Annotated in this window: 16 protein-coding genes; 8 read left to right on the top strand and 8 right to left on the bottom strand. The window is 63.2% G+C overall.

Features of this window, described 5'->3' with window-relative positions:
• Positions 1-2: 2 nt before the first annotated feature.
• Positions 3-872, bottom strand: coding sequence for a polyprenyl synthetase family protein (locus ACQ651_RS16250; RefSeq protein ID WP_227285604.1), 870 nt, complete (start codon positions 870-872; stop codon positions 3-5).
• A 118-nt stretch (positions 873-990) separates the two neighbouring features.
• On the opposite strand from ACQ651_RS16250, the gene crtD reads away from it, so the two are divergent.
• Genes crtD through ACQ651_RS16280 form a run of 6 tightly spaced genes read left to right on the top strand, consistent with a single transcriptional unit; the run spans position 991 to position 7,517 of the window.
• Complete coding sequence (gene crtD, locus ACQ651_RS16255) at positions 991-2,559, top strand: 1-hydroxycarotenoid 3,4-desaturase CrtD (protein WP_430449845.1); 1,569 nt, start codon at positions 991-993, stop codon at positions 2,557-2,559.
• The gene (crtC, locus tag ACQ651_RS16260; RefSeq protein ID WP_430450341.1) at positions 2,514-3,380 is read left to right on the top strand and encodes a carotenoid 1,2-hydratase; all 867 of its coding nucleotides are present in this window, start codon (positions 2,514-2,516) and stop codon (positions 3,378-3,380) included. Before crtD ends, crtC begins: the two co-directional genes overlap by 46 nt.
• A gap of 53 nt (positions 3,381-3,433) precedes the next feature.
• Positions 3,434-3,991, top strand: a complete 558-nt coding sequence (gene hslV / locus ACQ651_RS16265) for an ATP-dependent protease subunit HslV (protein WP_430449846.1) — start codon at positions 3,434-3,436, stop codon at positions 3,989-3,991.
• Entirely contained in the window at positions 3,988-5,070 is a 1,083-nt protein-coding gene (locus tag ACQ651_RS16270) for a hypothetical protein (RefSeq protein WP_227285601.1), read from the top strand. Before hslV ends, ACQ651_RS16270 begins: the two co-directional genes overlap by 4 nt.
• Positions 5,067-6,383, top strand: a complete 1,317-nt coding sequence (hslU, locus tag ACQ651_RS16275) for an ATP-dependent protease ATPase subunit HslU (protein ID WP_430449847.1) — start codon at positions 5,067-5,069, stop codon at positions 6,381-6,383. Before ACQ651_RS16270 ends, hslU begins: the two co-directional genes overlap by 4 nt.
• Positions 6,384-6,422: 39 nt before the next feature.
• The gene (locus ACQ651_RS16280) at positions 6,423-7,517 is read left to right on the top strand and encodes an alpha/beta hydrolase (RefSeq protein WP_430449848.1); all 1,095 of its coding nucleotides are present in this window, start codon (positions 6,423-6,425) and stop codon (positions 7,515-7,517) included.
• Here the strand turns inward: ACQ651_RS16280 and ACQ651_RS16285 are convergent.
• Genes ACQ651_RS16285 through ACQ651_RS16295 form a run of 3 tightly spaced genes read right to left on the bottom strand, consistent with a single transcriptional unit; the run spans position 7,514 to position 9,803 of the window.
• Positions 7,514-8,113: a Smr/MutS family protein gene (locus tag ACQ651_RS16285; protein WP_430449849.1), complete on the bottom strand. Its 600-nt coding sequence runs from the start codon at positions 8,111-8,113 to the stop codon at positions 7,514-7,516. The two genes, ACQ651_RS16280 and ACQ651_RS16285, sit on opposite strands and share 4 nt — an antisense overlap.
• A 1-nt stretch (position 8,114) precedes the next feature.
• On the bottom strand, positions 8,115-9,140 hold the full coding sequence (gene mltA / locus ACQ651_RS16290; RefSeq protein ID WP_430449850.1) for a murein transglycosylase A: 1,026 nt from the start codon (positions 9,138-9,140) through the stop codon (positions 8,115-8,117).
• Between the two features lie 3 nt (positions 9,141-9,143).
• Positions 9,144-9,803 carry a Tim44/TimA family putative adaptor protein gene (locus ACQ651_RS16295; RefSeq protein WP_430449851.1) on the bottom strand — a complete coding sequence of 220 codons (660 nt, stop codon included), beginning with the start codon at positions 9,801-9,803 and terminating at the stop codon, positions 9,144-9,146.
• A 129-nt stretch (positions 9,804-9,932) separates the two neighbouring features.
• Here ACQ651_RS16295 and ACQ651_RS16300 point away from each other — a divergent pair, with 129 nt between their 5' ends.
• Entirely contained in the window at positions 9,933-10,406 is a 474-nt protein-coding gene (locus ACQ651_RS16300) for an FxsA family protein (protein ID WP_227285595.1), read from the top strand.
• Between the two features lie 54 nt (positions 10,407-10,460).
• Positions 10,461-10,952 carry a protein-export chaperone SecB gene (gene secB / locus ACQ651_RS16305; RefSeq protein WP_121897589.1) on the top strand — a complete coding sequence of 164 codons (492 nt, stop codon included), beginning with the start codon at positions 10,461-10,463 and terminating at the stop codon, positions 10,950-10,952.
• On the opposite strand, the gene dnaQ is transcribed toward secB, so the two are convergent.
• From dnaQ to ACQ651_RS16325, 4 genes are read right to left on the bottom strand one after another with little or no spacing between them, the layout of a single operon-like run.
• Complete coding sequence (dnaQ, locus tag ACQ651_RS16310) at positions 10,953-11,642, bottom strand: DNA polymerase III subunit epsilon (protein WP_430449852.1); 690 nt, start codon at positions 11,640-11,642, stop codon at positions 10,953-10,955. It lies immediately after the preceding gene.
• On the bottom strand, positions 11,635-12,228 hold the full coding sequence (gene coaE, locus ACQ651_RS16315; protein ID WP_430449853.1) for a dephospho-CoA kinase: 594 nt from the start codon (positions 12,226-12,228) through the stop codon (positions 11,635-11,637). The genes dnaQ and coaE overlap by 8 nt, the downstream gene beginning before the upstream one ends.
• Positions 12,225-13,058: a shikimate dehydrogenase gene (locus ACQ651_RS16320; protein ID WP_430449854.1), complete on the bottom strand. Its 834-nt coding sequence runs from the start codon at positions 13,056-13,058 to the stop codon at positions 12,225-12,227. The genes coaE and ACQ651_RS16320 overlap by 4 nt, the downstream gene beginning before the upstream one ends.
• Complete coding sequence (locus ACQ651_RS16325) at positions 13,055-13,651, bottom strand: Maf family protein (protein ID WP_430449855.1); 597 nt, start codon at positions 13,649-13,651, stop codon at positions 13,055-13,057. The genes ACQ651_RS16320 and ACQ651_RS16325 overlap by 4 nt, the downstream gene beginning before the upstream one ends.
• Between the last annotated feature and the right edge of the window lie 56 nt (positions 13,652-13,707).

The following is a 13,707-nucleotide window of genomic DNA, read 5'->3' on the forward strand; positions in this document are numbered from 1 at the left end:
GCTCAGACGGCCTGCCGCGCCGGGACAACAGGCGTCAGGCGCTCGGCCTGCTTGCGGACCATTTCGCAAAGCATCGCCTCGCCCGGACAGGACGGGATCGAGGAAATCGCGCCGCCCAGAATATCTTCCAGCCGGCTGATCGCGCCGCGCACACCAAGCGCCGCGACCGCATTGGGGCGGTCGTGGATTTCATCCTGATGGGCGGGCTTGCCAAGCGTGGCCTCGTCGTAAAGCGCGTCGCGCAGATCATCGGCAACCTGAAACGCCTCGCCGATGCGCGCGCCCAGCTCCGTCCATGCCTCGGGGTCTTCGCCAGCGGCGGCGGCGCCCATGCGCGTGGCGGCTGTAAAGAGCGCGCCGGTTTTCGCGCGGTGATACGCGCCAAGATCGATCTTGTCTTCGCTTTCCCAGCCCTGCCCTGCGCAGATACCGCCCGGCATGCCGGTGCTTTCGCCAAGAATACGGATCAGCGATATGGCGCGGGCCGCGTCATGCTCCGCCGCGCGCGCCAGAACCTCGAACGCCATGATGATGAGCGAATCGCCCGTCAGCAATGCCAGCGGCTCGCCAAATGCCTTGTGAACCGATGGCTTGCCGCGCCGGATGTCGGCATCGTCGAAACAGGGCATGTCGTCATGGACAAGGCTGGCGCAATGGATCAGCTCGATCGCCGCCGCGGCCGCGTTCGACACCTCGGGCCGGTCATCGCCGCAGGCGAAAGACACGGACATGGCGATTGTCGGGCGAATGCGCGCGCCGCCCGGGTTCACCGCATAATCGAGTGCTGCCGCCAGTTTCGGCGGCGCCTGTCCGCCCTGCCCTTGGGCGATGGCATTGGCAATGGTCGTTTCGATTCGTGATTTCAACGGCATGAGAGCTCCGGAAAACCCGTGCATGTCAGCAGAGTGCGACATGACATGTGTAAATTACACTGGACACTCCCGCGCCGTGTGTCAACAATAAGTGACAGATCGACCGGAGGCTTCGCACGTGGCCACCCCCACGGACACTGCTGTTGTGATAGGTGCCGGCATCGCCGGATTGTCGGCGGCATTGCGGCTGTCGCATGCGGGCCTGCGGGTGCGCGTGATCGACATGCATGACGCGCCCGGAGGGAAGATGCGCACGCTCCCCTCCGCTGCGGGGCCGGTGGATGCGGGGCCGACCGTTCTGACCATGCGGCCCGTCTTCGAGGAGCTGTTTGCCGAGGTTGGCGAGCGCCTTGAGGATCATGTGACCCTTCACCGGGAGACGGTTCTTGCGCGGCATTGGTGGGCCGATGGAAGCAGCCTTGATCTGTTCGACGATGCCGAGCGCAGCGCCGAAGCGGTTCGCCTGTTCGCGGGCGAAAGAGCGGAGGCGGAGTTCCGTGCGTTTTCGGCCCGCGCGGGGCGGCTTTATGACGGGTTCGATGCGCCGATGATGCAATCCCATGCGCCGGGCCTTCTGGAGCTGAGCGCGCATGTCTTCCGCCACCCGGGGCTGATCAGGGACATGGCGCCGCTCAAGACGCTGGCAGGCTCCCTTGCCGCACAGTTCAGCGACCCGCGCCTGCGGCAGCTTTTCGGGCGATATGCAACATATGTGGGCGGATCGCCCTATCGGAGCCCGGCGATCCTCGGCCTGATCTGGCGATCCGAAGCCAATGGCGTCTGGCGCGTCGAAGGGGGCATGCACCGGCTGGCGCAGGCACTGCACGATCTGGGCGCGAAATTCGGTGCGGAGTTCAGCTTCGCAGAGCGCGCCACCCGGATCGAACAGCAGGACGGGCGCGTCAGCGCGGTCCATCTGCAATCGGGCGAAAGGCTGGTTTGCAACCTTGTCGTCTTCAACGGGGACCCCAAGGCGCTGTACGAGGGGCGGCTTGGACCGGGCGTTACCCACGCGGTGGAGAAAAAGGCCGTGCTGCCGCGCAGTCTTTCGGCCTATGTCTGGGCCTTCGCCGCGCAGGCCAAAGGGTGCGATCTCAGTCATCACAATGTGTTCTTCGGGACGGACCCGAAATCGGAGTTCGACGATCTGGCAGCCGGGCGGATGCCGCACGATCCCACGCTGTATCTGTGCGCACAGGACCGCGGCGACGGGATCCCGCCGAAAAGCCCGGAGCGCTTCGAGATCATCATGAACGGCCCGGCAGGCAGGATCCCGGATGCCAAGGAGGCCCAGATATGCCAAACCCGCACGTTCGAGACGTTTCAGAGGCTGGGATTGACCTTCTCTCCGCGGCCGGAGACCACCGCGCTGACGACGCCGGCGGAATTCGGCCGGCTTTTCCCCGGCTCGGACGGATCCCTCTACGGGCGGAGCCCGCACGGGATGATGGCGGCGTTTCATCGGCCGAAGGTGCGCAGCCGGGTCCCGGGTCTCTATCTGGCGGGGGGCGGGGTACATCCCGGAGCTGGCGTTCCGATGGCCTGCCTCTCCGGGCGGCACGCGGCCGCGGCGATCTTGAGCGACCGTGCTTCAACCTCCACGTCCCGCCGGACGGCTATGCCTGGTGGTATGTCGACGGGATCAGCGACGATGGGGAAAAGGCGATCTCCATCATCGGCTTCATAGGCTCGGTTTTCTCACCCTGGTACCGCTGGTCCGGCCGGAAGAACCCGGCCGATCACTGCTGCCTGAATGTCGTCACCTATGGACGTGGCGGGCGCTGGACGATGACCGATCGCGGGCAGGAGGCGCTGACGCTTTCCGATGACCGGTTGCAGATCGGACCGTCTGCGATGCAATGGGACGGCGAAAAGCTGATCGTCGAGATCAACGAGATCAGCACCCCCCACGCCCAGCGGATCAGCGGCACCGTGACGGTGCGGCCATCGGCCCTGACGACGGTGGAATTGCCGCTGACCGAGGATGGCGCGCATGTCTGGCGGCCATTCGCCCCGAAGGCGGAGATCGACGTGGCGCTGAACCGCCCGGGCTGGACATGGTCCGGACATGGATATTTCGACGCGAATTTCGGAACCCGCGCCTTGGAGGCGGATTTCAGCTACTGGACCTGGGGCCGGTTCCCCCTGAAAGACGGAGCGGCGTGTTTCTACGATGCCGTGCGGCGGGACGGGACGGATCTGGCCACCGCGATCGGCTTTGCCGAAGACGGCACCCCGCGCGCAATCGACATGCCGCCAAAGGCGAGGCTGCCGCGCCCCTTCTGGCTGGTGGAGCGCGAAACGCGGGCGGATGAGGGATACGCGCCGAAACAGGTGAAACCGATGCTGGACGCCCCGTTTTACAACCGTTCCGCGGTGCGCACCCGGATCAATGGCGAGGAAACCGTGGGCGTTCACGAGGCGCTGGATCTGAACCGGTTTTCCTCCAACTGGCTGATGCCGATGCTGGCCGTCCGTGTGCCCCGGCGCGCCCGCTGGCCCGGCTAGAACTTGTTCCCCGACCCTGCCTTGTCCATATAGGGCCAAGAATAGGAGACGGCATGAGCAAATCGGATTTTCCTGGCTGGCACGGCACCACGATTATCGGCGTGCGCAAGGGCAATGAGGTGGTTGTGGCCGGCGACGGGCAGGTGAGCCTCGGCCAGACCGTGATCAAGGGATCGGCGCGGAAGGTGCGGCGGCTGAGCCCCGGAGGATATGACGTGGTGTGCGGGTTCGCCGGATCGACGGCGGATGCCTTCACTCTGCTGGAGCGGCTGGAAAGCAAGCTGGAGGCGACGCCTGGGCAGCTGCAACGCGCCAGCGTGGAACTGGCCAAGGACTGGCGCACGGACAAATACCTGCAAAAGCTGGAAGCGATGCTGATCGTCACCGATGGCGCAGAGCTTTACGTCATCACCGGGGCGGGCGATGTGCTGGAGCCCGAGTACGGGATCGCCGCAATCGGATCTGGCGGAAACTATGCGCTCGCAGCGGCGCGGGGCCTGTCGGAAACGGATCTGAGCGCGGAGGAGATTGCCCGCAAGGCCATGGCGATTGCCGCCGATATCTGCGTTTACACGAACGGCAACCTGACCGTGGAGAGGATCGGCAAGTGACCGGTATCAGCCGCGACGACATTCGCGCAGCGGTGGGCGCGGGCATGATATCCGAGGCGCAGGCCGTCTCGTTGATCGCGCTGGGCGAAGCCCGGCGCGGAACCCGCAAGCATATGTCCGGACTTGATGAGCCTTTCGAGCTTTTCCGCGGGTTCAACGAGATCTTCATCGTTGTCGGTCTGGTGATCCTTTATGCCGGCTGGGCCGGTCTGACCGGCCTCAGTCTTTTCGATGCCAACAACGGCTATGTTCTGGCGATGGTCTACGCGGTGATGACCATGGCCGCCGTCGTCATGCTGGCCAGATACTTCACGTTGACCCGCCGGATGGTCGCACCCTCCATCACGCTGGCCGTTTTCTTTGCGCTGGGTGCCGGGCAACTGGGGCGGTCGCTGGGCTGGATGCTGGATGCGGAGTTCGCCATGTCGATCACATTGGCGGCCGGTGTCTGGACCGTATCGCTTGTCGCCTATTACGTGTTTTTCCGGGTTCCATTCACCATGGCCCTGATCGCCCTCGGCGTCTTCACGACGACCTTCGGCCTTGTCAGCTTCAGCGGCACCTTGCCGACGGAGCCCGCCGATATCTTCCTGCTGACCGCCGAAGGCCCCTTTGCGATCCTGACCATGGTTCTGGGACTGATCGGGCTTGCGGTCGCCCTGCGCTTCGATATGAGCGATCCGCATCGGGTCACGCGACGCTCGGCCAGCGGGTTCTGGCTGCATATCATTGCGGCGCCCGCAATCGTGAACACGATCGCCCTGTCGCTCTTCGATGTGGGAAGCGTGTTCGCGCAGCTTCTGCTGGTCGCATTCGTGGCCTGCATGGCGATTTTTGCGGTGGTGATCGACCGGCGGTCCTTTCTGGTCTCCAGCGTCGGCTACATCGTGGTCTTGTCGATCACGGTGATGGAGGGGGGCGCCTTCCTCGCCATCCTGCTGCTTGGCCTTGGACTGATCGTGCTTGGCGCGAAATGGGAGGTTCTGCGCCGGGTCCTGATGGACGCCCTGCCCGAGTTTCCCGGCAAGTACCGCCTGCCACCCTGGACAATCATGACTTCCGAGGAGCCTGAAGCTTGACCGACCTGACCCCCCGCGAAATCGTCTCGGAACTCGACCGTTTCATCATCGGCCAGAAGGATGCCAAGCGCGCCGTGGCCGTGGCCCTGCGCAATCGCTGGCGCCGCAAACAGCTTGGCGATGACCTGCGCGACGAGGTCTATCCCAAGAATATCCTGATGATCGGGCCTACGGGCGTCGGCAAAACCGAAATCAGCCGCAGGCTGGCCAAGCTGGCGCGTGCGCCGTTCATCAAGGTGGAGGCGACCAAGTTCACCGAGGTTGGCTATGTCGGCCGGGATGTGGAGCAGATCATCCGCGATCTGGTCGACGCGGCCCAGGTGATGATCCGCGAATCGATGCGCGACGAGGTGAAGGCCAAGGCCCATGATGCCGCGGAAGGGCGGGTGATAGAGGCGCTGGCCGGGACGGATGCGCGCGAACAGACCCGGGAGATGTTCCGCAAGAAGCTACGCGCCGGAGAGCTGGACAACACGATGATCGAGCTGGAGGTCGCCGACAGTTCCAACCCGATGCCGATGTTCGAAATTCCCGGCCAGCCGGGCGGGATGGGCGGGTTGCCGGGCGGGATGAACCTTGGCGATCTGTTCGGGAAAGCCTTTGGCGGACGGACCGTGCGCAAACGGCTGAGCGTCGCGGCCAGTTACGATCTCCTGATCGAGGAAGAGGCCGACAAGCTTCTGGATCAGGAAGCCGTAACCCGCGAAGCGCTGACCGCCGTGGAGCAGAACGGGATCGTGTTCATCGACGAGATCGATAAGGTTTGCGCCCGATCGGATGCGCGCGGCGCGGATGTCTCCCGCGAGGGGGTGCAGCGCGATCTGTTGCCGCTGATCGAGGGGACGACGGTTTCAACCAAGTACGGCCCCGTGAAAACCGATCATGTCCTTTTCATCGCCTCGGGCGCGTTTCACATCGCCAAGCCTTCGGATCTCTTGCCGGAGCTTCAGGGCCGTCTGCCGATCCGGGTGGAACTGCGGGCGCTGACCGAAGAGGATTTCGTGCGCATACTGACCGAAACCGACAATGCGCTCACCTTGCAATACACCGCCCTGATGGCGACCGAAGAGGTCACCGTCAGCTTTACCGAAGACGGGATTGCGGCGCTTGCGCGGATTGCCGCCGAGGTCAATCAGGATGTGGAAAACATCGGCGCCCGGCGGCTTTATACCGTGATGGAGCGGGTCTTCGAAGAGCTTAGCTTCACCGCGCCGGACCGTTCGGGCGATGCCATCGTGGTGGATGCCGGGTTCGTGGAGGCAAATTTGGGTGCGCTGATGAAATCCGCTGATCTGAGCCGCTACGTGCTGTAAAAGGGTTTCACAGCATTTGATTTCGGCGAGATGCCACCCATGCAAAGAATTGCCTTTGTCCTGATCTTGGCCCTTCTGGCCGGCTGCGCCCCCCGTGCATCCATTGTCATCGTGCCCGATGCGGCTTCGGGCGGCGCAATCGAGAGCGTCTTTGTCGCCAGCAATCGGGTTTACGATGGCAGCAGGTTCACCAGCGATCGGCTGGAAGGGCTCGGCTTCACCCGGTTCGATGTGGCGATTCCGCCGAACAGGGAGGTTGGAGAGGTCAACTGGCCCAGAGGCGAGGTGGATCTGGAGGCTGATTTCGTCGTCAGCCAGGCGGGCAGTTTTGCCGATGCCGCCGCCTTCCGCCGCGGCTTGCGCGCAGCCGTCGCCGCCCAGCCCGAGAACGCGCGGGAGGTCATGGTCTTCGTTCACGGCTTCAACAACACCTTTGCCGACGGTCTTTTCCGCACAGCCCAGATTCGCAATGATTTCGAGATACCGGGTGTGGCGCTGCATTATGCCTGGCCCAGTCTCAGTTCGCCCTTCGGATACGCCTATGACCGCGACAGTGCGCTTTTCGCCCGCGACGGGCTGGAGCGGTTTCTGCGCGAAATCGCGGCGGCCGGGTCGCATGACATCGTCATCGTTGCCCATTCGGTCGGATCGGAACTTGTTATGGAGGCGCTGCGGCAGCTTCGGATCGGTGGCGCGGATCGCGTTCTCGACCGGATCAGCGGCGTGGTGCTGATGTCGCCCGATATCGACGTGCAGGTGTTCCGGTCTCAGGCCATGCGGATCCTGCCACTGCCCGAGCCGTTTTTCATCTTCACATCGCAACGGGACCGGGCGCTGCGCCTGTCCGCGCGGATCAGCGGGCAACCGGCGCGGCTGGGCAATATCGGCACCATAGACGACGTTGCGGAATTCAACGTGACGCTGATCGACGTGTCGGAGTTTCGCGGCGGCGACCGGGATGCGCTCAACCACAACACCGTGGTCACTTCGCCCGCGATGATCCGTCTGCTGAGCCGGGTGGATTCGATCAATTCCGCGTTCGAGGGGCAGGAAAACAGCCCTATCGGGCTTTTGCCCGGTACGATCCTGACCCTGCAGAACGCCACTCAGGTGATTCTGACACCCAATCTCTAGCGCTTGCGGCGAAGATAGACGTAATAGGCCCCGTCGCCTCCGTGACGCAGATGGGCGGGGCGGATATCCAGAACCATGGCGCCAAGCGGCGGTGCGGACAACCAGCCCGGAACCTGATGGCGCAGGACCCCGCGCCGGATCGGGATCGGCCCCGGATCGTCACGGTCCTTTCCCTTGCCGGTGATCACCAGAACCAGCCGTTTGCCCTCCGCATATGCATTCTGGATGAAGTGGATCAGGCGCGGATGGGCATCGGCCAGCGTCATCCCGTGCAGATCGATCCGCGCATCGGGTTTGAGCTTGCCCCGGACCATCTGACGGTGCGTGCCATGGTCCATGCGGACAGGCGCGTGGGACAGGCGTTCGGTCAGGCTGTGGCTGAGTTGTGGGAAGGAACTGTGGCCATTGGCGCGTTCGCCGATCCGGAAATCCCCGACCTCGGCGCGGGGGGGTGTTTTCTTCGGCATTTCGGCGAAGGGATCGGGCGACGGGTCCACCTTGTGTCTTGCAGAATGAAGCGGCTTCGCCGTCTTCGCCACGCGCGACCACAGCGCGCGATCTTCGGCGCTCAGGCCTTTCGTCTTGCGGCCCGCCATCTCAGACGTCCGGCACCAGACGGTGGGCAAGCTCGATCGGCAACAGAACGACCATCCGCCCCGGATCGCGGATGCGCCCTGCCTGCCGTCCGGCCGCATCACCCGACCCGTAGAAGACATCCGCCCGCTGCGCGCCGCGAATGGCACTGCCGGTATCCTGAGCGATCATCAATCGGCGGATCGGATCCTCCCCGCCCTTTTCAATCCAAACCGGCGCACCAAGGGGCGTGAAATCCGGATCGACGGCAATCGTTCGGTGGGCCGTGATGGAGCGGTTCATGGCACCCAGCGGGCCGTCCTCCGGATTGCGGATCTGCACCTCCCGAAAGAAGACGTAGGATGGGTTGTGGCGCAGCAGGTCCGCCCCCTCGATCGGGTTCCGGTCCACCCAGGAACGGATCACCTGCGCGGAGACCTGATGCGGCTGATAGATCCCGCGCCGCACCATTTCCTGACCGACCGAGCGATACTCATGGCCGTTCCGGCCGCCATAGCCCACGCGGAGATACCCGCCCTCCGCCAGACGGATACGGCCAGACCCCTGGATTTGAAGGAAAAAAACATCAACCGGGTCATCAACCCACGCAATCTCAAGCCCGCGGCCTTCCAGCAGGCCGCGCTCCTCGATCTCGGCACGGGTAAACCACAGCCCGTCCACTTCCGGCGGCAGGCGATAAAGCGGATACCGGAAGCGGGCGGTTCGCTGGCGGGAGCCGTCAAGCTCCGGCTCGAAATAGCCCGTGAAAAGCGCGGTCGACTCGCCGCCGATCAGGACCGGCCGGAAGAAAAGCTCGAAGAAGGCGCGAGCATTGGTTTGCGACTGGGCGAGTGCGCAAAGCGATTGCCACTCGCTGTCGGCAAGGTCGGGACAGGTATTCAGAAAAACGTCGAGCGCCTGGCCGTGATCGTCATCGGCCCAGCCCTGCAAATCGCCAAAGCTCAGGATCCGGGCCGTGGGTTCAGCAGTGCCGGGCATCGCCATAGTCAGACTCGCTGCCAGCAGGAGGGCTGTCAGGCCGGCGCGCATGACTCATCCGCCGGTGGCCACCAGGATCCAGTTCGGATCGGAACTGCCCATGGCACGCGAGAACGTCCAGACATCGCGCTGGCGTTTGATTTCGGTCGGATCGCCTTCGACGATCTCGCCGTCGCTGTTGCGAACAACCGACGTCAGTTCGCCGACGAAGCGCACGGCGATCTCGGCCGTGCTCGTGTCGCGGTCGAAACTGGCGTCATGCAGCGTCAGCTCGCGGATCCCGACGAAGCTTGCGTCGATCGACAGGCCCTGCTCTTCCCGCTGCCGGATGACGTCTTCGAAGGTGTCCATCACGTCATCGGCAAGGAACGGGCGCAGGGCATCGACGTCGCCGCTTTCGAATGCCATCAGGATCATCTCGTAGGCACCGCGCGCACCGCCCAGAAACTCGCTTACCGAAAACCCGGGCTCGGCAAGCTTCATCGCGGCCAGCGCCTTGGCGGCATCGCTGCCATCGTCCACATGATCGGTGATATCGCGGTCGGGTCCACCTTCGATGACCTCGAAATCGCGGCGGGGGCCGGACTTGCTTTCCACTCGCGCGACGGGCGGTTTTTCAAACCCGTCGCGGGTGCCCAGAACGTTCCGCAAGCGCAGGATCAGAAAGATCGCTATCCCCGCAAGGACGAGCAACGAGATAAAGGGCGAGTTCATAAGGTATCCTCGGTTGGACAAGCAGGGGTTTTTTGGCGGCTTTGTGGGACATATGTAGGTGAGGGGGGCGGTCAAGTCCATCGGCGCCGAGGCGCAATCCCGCCCGGATGGCGATGAATAGGAAAGAACATGTGGCTCTTCGTGGCATTTCTAATGGTTCCGCTGATCGAAATTGCCCTGTTCATTCAGGTCGGCGGGCTGATCGGCCTGTGGCCGACGCTTGGCATTGTCGTGCTGACGGCGATATTGGGCACATGGCTCGTAAGGTCGCAGGGCCGTCAGGCGCTTGAAAACCTGCGCCGCAGTTTCGGCGCCCTCAACGATCCGACGGAACCGCTTGCCCATGGCGCGATGATCCTGTTTTCCGGCGCGCTGCTTCTGACGCCTGGGTTCTTCACCGACGCGGTGGGCTTTGCGCTGCTGGTTCCGGGTGTTCGCAACGTGGTGTTCCGGGAGCTGAGGAAGCGCATCACCGTGTCATCGGTCGTTTCGGGGCAGGCGCAATGGTCCGCGGACCGGCGGCCGCGCGAAGATGTGATCGAGGGCGAATTCGAGGTGGATGAAACGCCAGGCGACACTCCATCCGGTTGGCGTCGGCATTGAGGCTTTCGGCTCCTGCTGCTACAGGACCGCAACACTATTCAATCGGAGATCCCAATGGCCGAAGAAAACGGCGCCGCACCGCAGCCCCCCACGCCCCCGCGCATGCAGATCCTTGGGCAATTCATTCGTGACCTGTCTTTCGAGAACATCGCTGCCCAGAAATCGATCCAGACCCAGACGCAGCCCGATATTCAGGTTCAGGTGGCGCTTGATGCCCGCAAGCGCGAGCAGGAAAACCAGTTCGATGTGATCGTGAAGCTGAAGATCGAATCCAAGACCAAGGACGAGACGCCGCAGCCGATCTTCCTGATCGAGCTGGATTACGTGGGCATCTTCCAGGTGGAAAACGTCCCGCAGGAGCAATTGCATCCGTTCCTGATGATCGAATGCCCCCGCATGCTGTTCCCATTTTTGCGGCGGATCGTGTCGGACATCACCCGCGATGGTGGTTTCCCGCCGCTCAACCTTGAAAACATGGATTTTCTTGCGATTTACCGCAACGAGCTCGCGCGGCGGGCCGAATCCAAGAAAACCGCCGACGCGTGATCAGGTGAACCGCGCCCAAAGCGCGGCCTCACCAAGCTCCTTCACGAAATCCTCATGTGCGGCCGCCTCTTCCTCGGAAAGGCGGCCGGGCAGGGGCGCGGGCCGCGGATAGGCGCGCCACGTTTCGCCCGTATCAACCGACGATGCCGCCGGCTGTGTGCTCAGCGCGAAATCCGGTTGCCGCCCGCCGATCAGCTCAAGATAGACCTCCGCCAGAATCTCGGAATCCAGCAGGGCGCCGTGTTTTTCCCGCGCACTGTTATCCACGCCGAACCTGCGGCAGAGCGCATCGAGGGACGCCGGAGAGCCCGGAAACTTGCGCCGCGCGATTGCCAGCGTGTCCAGCGCGCGGCTGTCCGGAAGTTTCGGTTTCTTGGCCCAGGACAGTTCGGCGTTGAGAAACTTCATGTCAAACGCGGCGTTGTGGATGACAAGCGTGCCATCCGCGACGAAGTCCAGAAAAGCATCGGCTATATCGGCGAAGATAGGCTTGTCGCGCAGGAAATCATTGCCGAGCCCATGCACCTCGAAGGCCTCGTTCGGCATGTCTCGTTCGGGGTTGATATACTGGTGATATGTCCGCCCCGTTGGCACATGCTGCCAAAGCTCCACCGCGCCGATTTCGACAATCCGGTGCCCTTCGGAGGGCTCAAACCCCGTGGTTTCCGTATCGAGAACGATTTCACGCATGCTGGCCTCTTGTGATTTGGCTTACCAGAGTCTCGACCGCGGCGCGCGTTTGTTCAAGGGTCTTGGTCTCGATCACGTAATCGGCGCGGGCCCGTTTCTGCGCATCCGGCATCTGGCGCGACAGTATGGTGTTGAATGTGTCTTCCGTCATGCCGGGGCGTTCGAAAACACGCGCGCGCTGCACCTCGGGCGCCGCCGTGACAACGAGAACGCCGTCGACCCAGAGATCGGCCCCCGTTTCGAAAAGCAACGGGATATCCAGAACGACAAGCGGTCGTTCCGCGTGATCCTCCAGAAACTGCGCGCGGTCCGCCGCCACCAGCGGATGAACGATCGCCTCGATCCGGGAAAGGGCGGCCGGATCCTCCGCAAGCCAGGCCTTGAGATGCACGCGGTCGACGCAGCCGTTTCGAACCGCGCCAGGGCGAAGCTCCGCAATCATCGAAACGGCGGCCCCGTCCTTGGAATACAACCGGTGAACCGTTTCATCCGCATCCCAGACCGGAATGCCGAGGTCACGGAAAAACCGAGCGGTCGTGGATTTCCCCATTCCGATGGAACCGGTCAGGCCGAGAACGAAGCTCATGCGGTCAGCACGGCCTGGCGCAGCGCGTCATCCACCTCCGGCTTCTGGCCGAACCAGCGCTCGAAGCCCGGGACCGCCTGATGCAAGAGCATGCCCAGCCCATCCACCGTGGAGCATCCGATGGCAGCAGCTTGCTGTAAAAGCGGTGTCTGCAAGGGCGTATAGACGACATCGGTGACGAGCGTGGAGGGTCTCAGCGTCGAGAGGTTGATATTGAGTGGCTGCCCGCCCTCCATACCCAGGGAGGTGGTATTGACCAGGCACGCCTGATCGGGCAGCAGTTCGGGTATGCGGGTCCAGTCCACGACCTTGACCCGGGCACCAAGCTTGTCGCGCAGCGCTTCGCCCCTTGCGCGGGTGCGGTTCACGACGAAAACCTCCGGCGCGCCTTCGCTCAACAGGGCGGACACGATGGCGCGCGCGGCGCCCCCCGCGCCCAGAACCAGAGCGGGCCCCGCATCGGCGCGCCAATCCGGTGCGTTCTGATGAAGATTGGCCAGGAAGCCCATACCGTCGGTGTTGTCGGCCTGAACCTTGCCCTTGGAGGAAAAGGTGATGGTGTTGGCCGCACCGATCAGCGCCGCGCGATCGGAGACGGAATCGGCAAGGGAAAGCACCTGTTCCTTGTGCGGTATCGTGACGTTGACGCCCAGAAAACCCATTTTCGGCAACGCGCGCATGACCTTCTTCAGGTCTTCATGGGTGACTTTCAGAGGAACATAGTGGCCGTTGATCCCGTAGCGCCGCAGCCAATGCCCATGCAGGGCCGGCGACTTGCTGTGCGAAACCGGGTTACCGATCACGCCGGCCAGAGGCACCTCGACACTCATCCCTCGATTATCCCCCGGTTCACGAGATACCCGCACAAATCCAACAGTGGCAGGCCTAAAACTGTGAAGTAATCTCCATCGATCCGCAAGAAGAGCCGCGCGCCTTCCTGTTCCAACTTGTAACCCCCAACGCTGTCGGCGATATCCGGCCAGTTTCTGTCAAGATAATCCTCGATGTAATCATCGCTCAACGGTCGCATCGACAAGCGGACCTGGCCAACCACGCGCCAGACCGGTTTCAGATCCTCGTAGATGACGACTGCGGATAAAAGCCGATGCTGGCCACCGCTGAGGGATTGGAGCTGGTTTCGCGCATTGTCCCGTGTTTCGGGCTTGGCGAGAACACGCCCCTTGTGGTCGAGCACCTGATCGCAACCGATCACCATGGCTCCTGGATGTTTCTCGGAAACGCGGCGCGCTTTGTATTCCGCCAGGGCATCGGCCACATCCCGGGGCGTGGCGCCTTCATGTTCAAGCGCCCCCCGAATCGCCTCTTCGTCGATGCGCGCGGGCACCGATGTAAAGGGGATGCCCACCTGCTTCAGCATGGACTGACGTGTGGCGGAGCCTGAAGCGAGGATGAGTTCGGTCATGGTCTCTTTGGATGACTTTGTGGATATCCGGCGGGGCAGCCCGGTGATCGAAATGT

Source organism: Rhodophyticola sp. (assembly GCF_965284195.1).
GTDB lineage: Bacteria > Pseudomonadota > Alphaproteobacteria > Rhodobacterales > Rhodobacteraceae > Rhodophyticola.

Excerpts from the sequence above, each read along its gene's own strand:
- ACQ651_RS16250 (WP_227285604.1), bottom strand. The coding sequence starts at position 872 with ATGCCGTTGAAATCACGAATCGAAACGACCATTGCCAATGCCATCGCC.
- hslV (WP_430449846.1), top strand. The coding sequence starts at position 3,434 with ATGAGCAAATCGGATTTTCCTGGCTGGCACGGCACCACGATTATCGGC.
- ACQ651_RS16280 (WP_430449848.1), top strand. The coding sequence starts at position 6,423 with ATGCAAAGAATTGCCTTTGTCCTGATCTTGGCCCTTCTGGCCGGCTGC.
- ACQ651_RS16285 (WP_430449849.1), bottom strand. The coding sequence starts at position 8,113 with ATGGCGGGCCGCAAGACGAAAGGCCTGAGCGCCGAAGATCGCGCGCTG.
- mltA (WP_430449850.1), bottom strand. The coding sequence starts at position 9,140 with ATGCGCGCCGGCCTGACAGCCCTCCTGCTGGCAGCGAGTCTGACTATG.
- ACQ651_RS16295 (WP_430449851.1), bottom strand. The coding sequence starts at position 9,803 with ATGAACTCGCCCTTTATCTCGTTGCTCGTCCTTGCGGGGATAGCGATC.
- ACQ651_RS16300 (WP_227285595.1), top strand. The coding sequence starts at position 9,933 with ATGTGGCTCTTCGTGGCATTTCTAATGGTTCCGCTGATCGAAATTGCC.
- secB (WP_121897589.1), top strand. The coding sequence starts at position 10,461 with ATGGCCGAAGAAAACGGCGCCGCACCGCAGCCCCCCACGCCCCCGCGC.
- dnaQ (WP_430449852.1), bottom strand. The coding sequence starts at position 11,642 with ATGCGTGAAATCGTTCTCGATACGGAAACCACGGGGTTTGAGCCCTCC.
- coaE (WP_430449853.1), bottom strand. The coding sequence starts at position 12,228 with ATGAGCTTCGTTCTCGGCCTGACCGGTTCCATCGGAATGGGGAAATCC.
- ACQ651_RS16320 (WP_430449854.1), bottom strand. The coding sequence starts at position 13,058 with ATGAGTGTCGAGGTGCCTCTGGCCGGCGTGATCGGTAACCCGGTTTCG.
- ACQ651_RS16325 (WP_430449855.1), bottom strand. The coding sequence starts at position 13,651 with ATGACCGAACTCATCCTCGCTTCAGGCTCCGCCACACGTCAGTCCATG.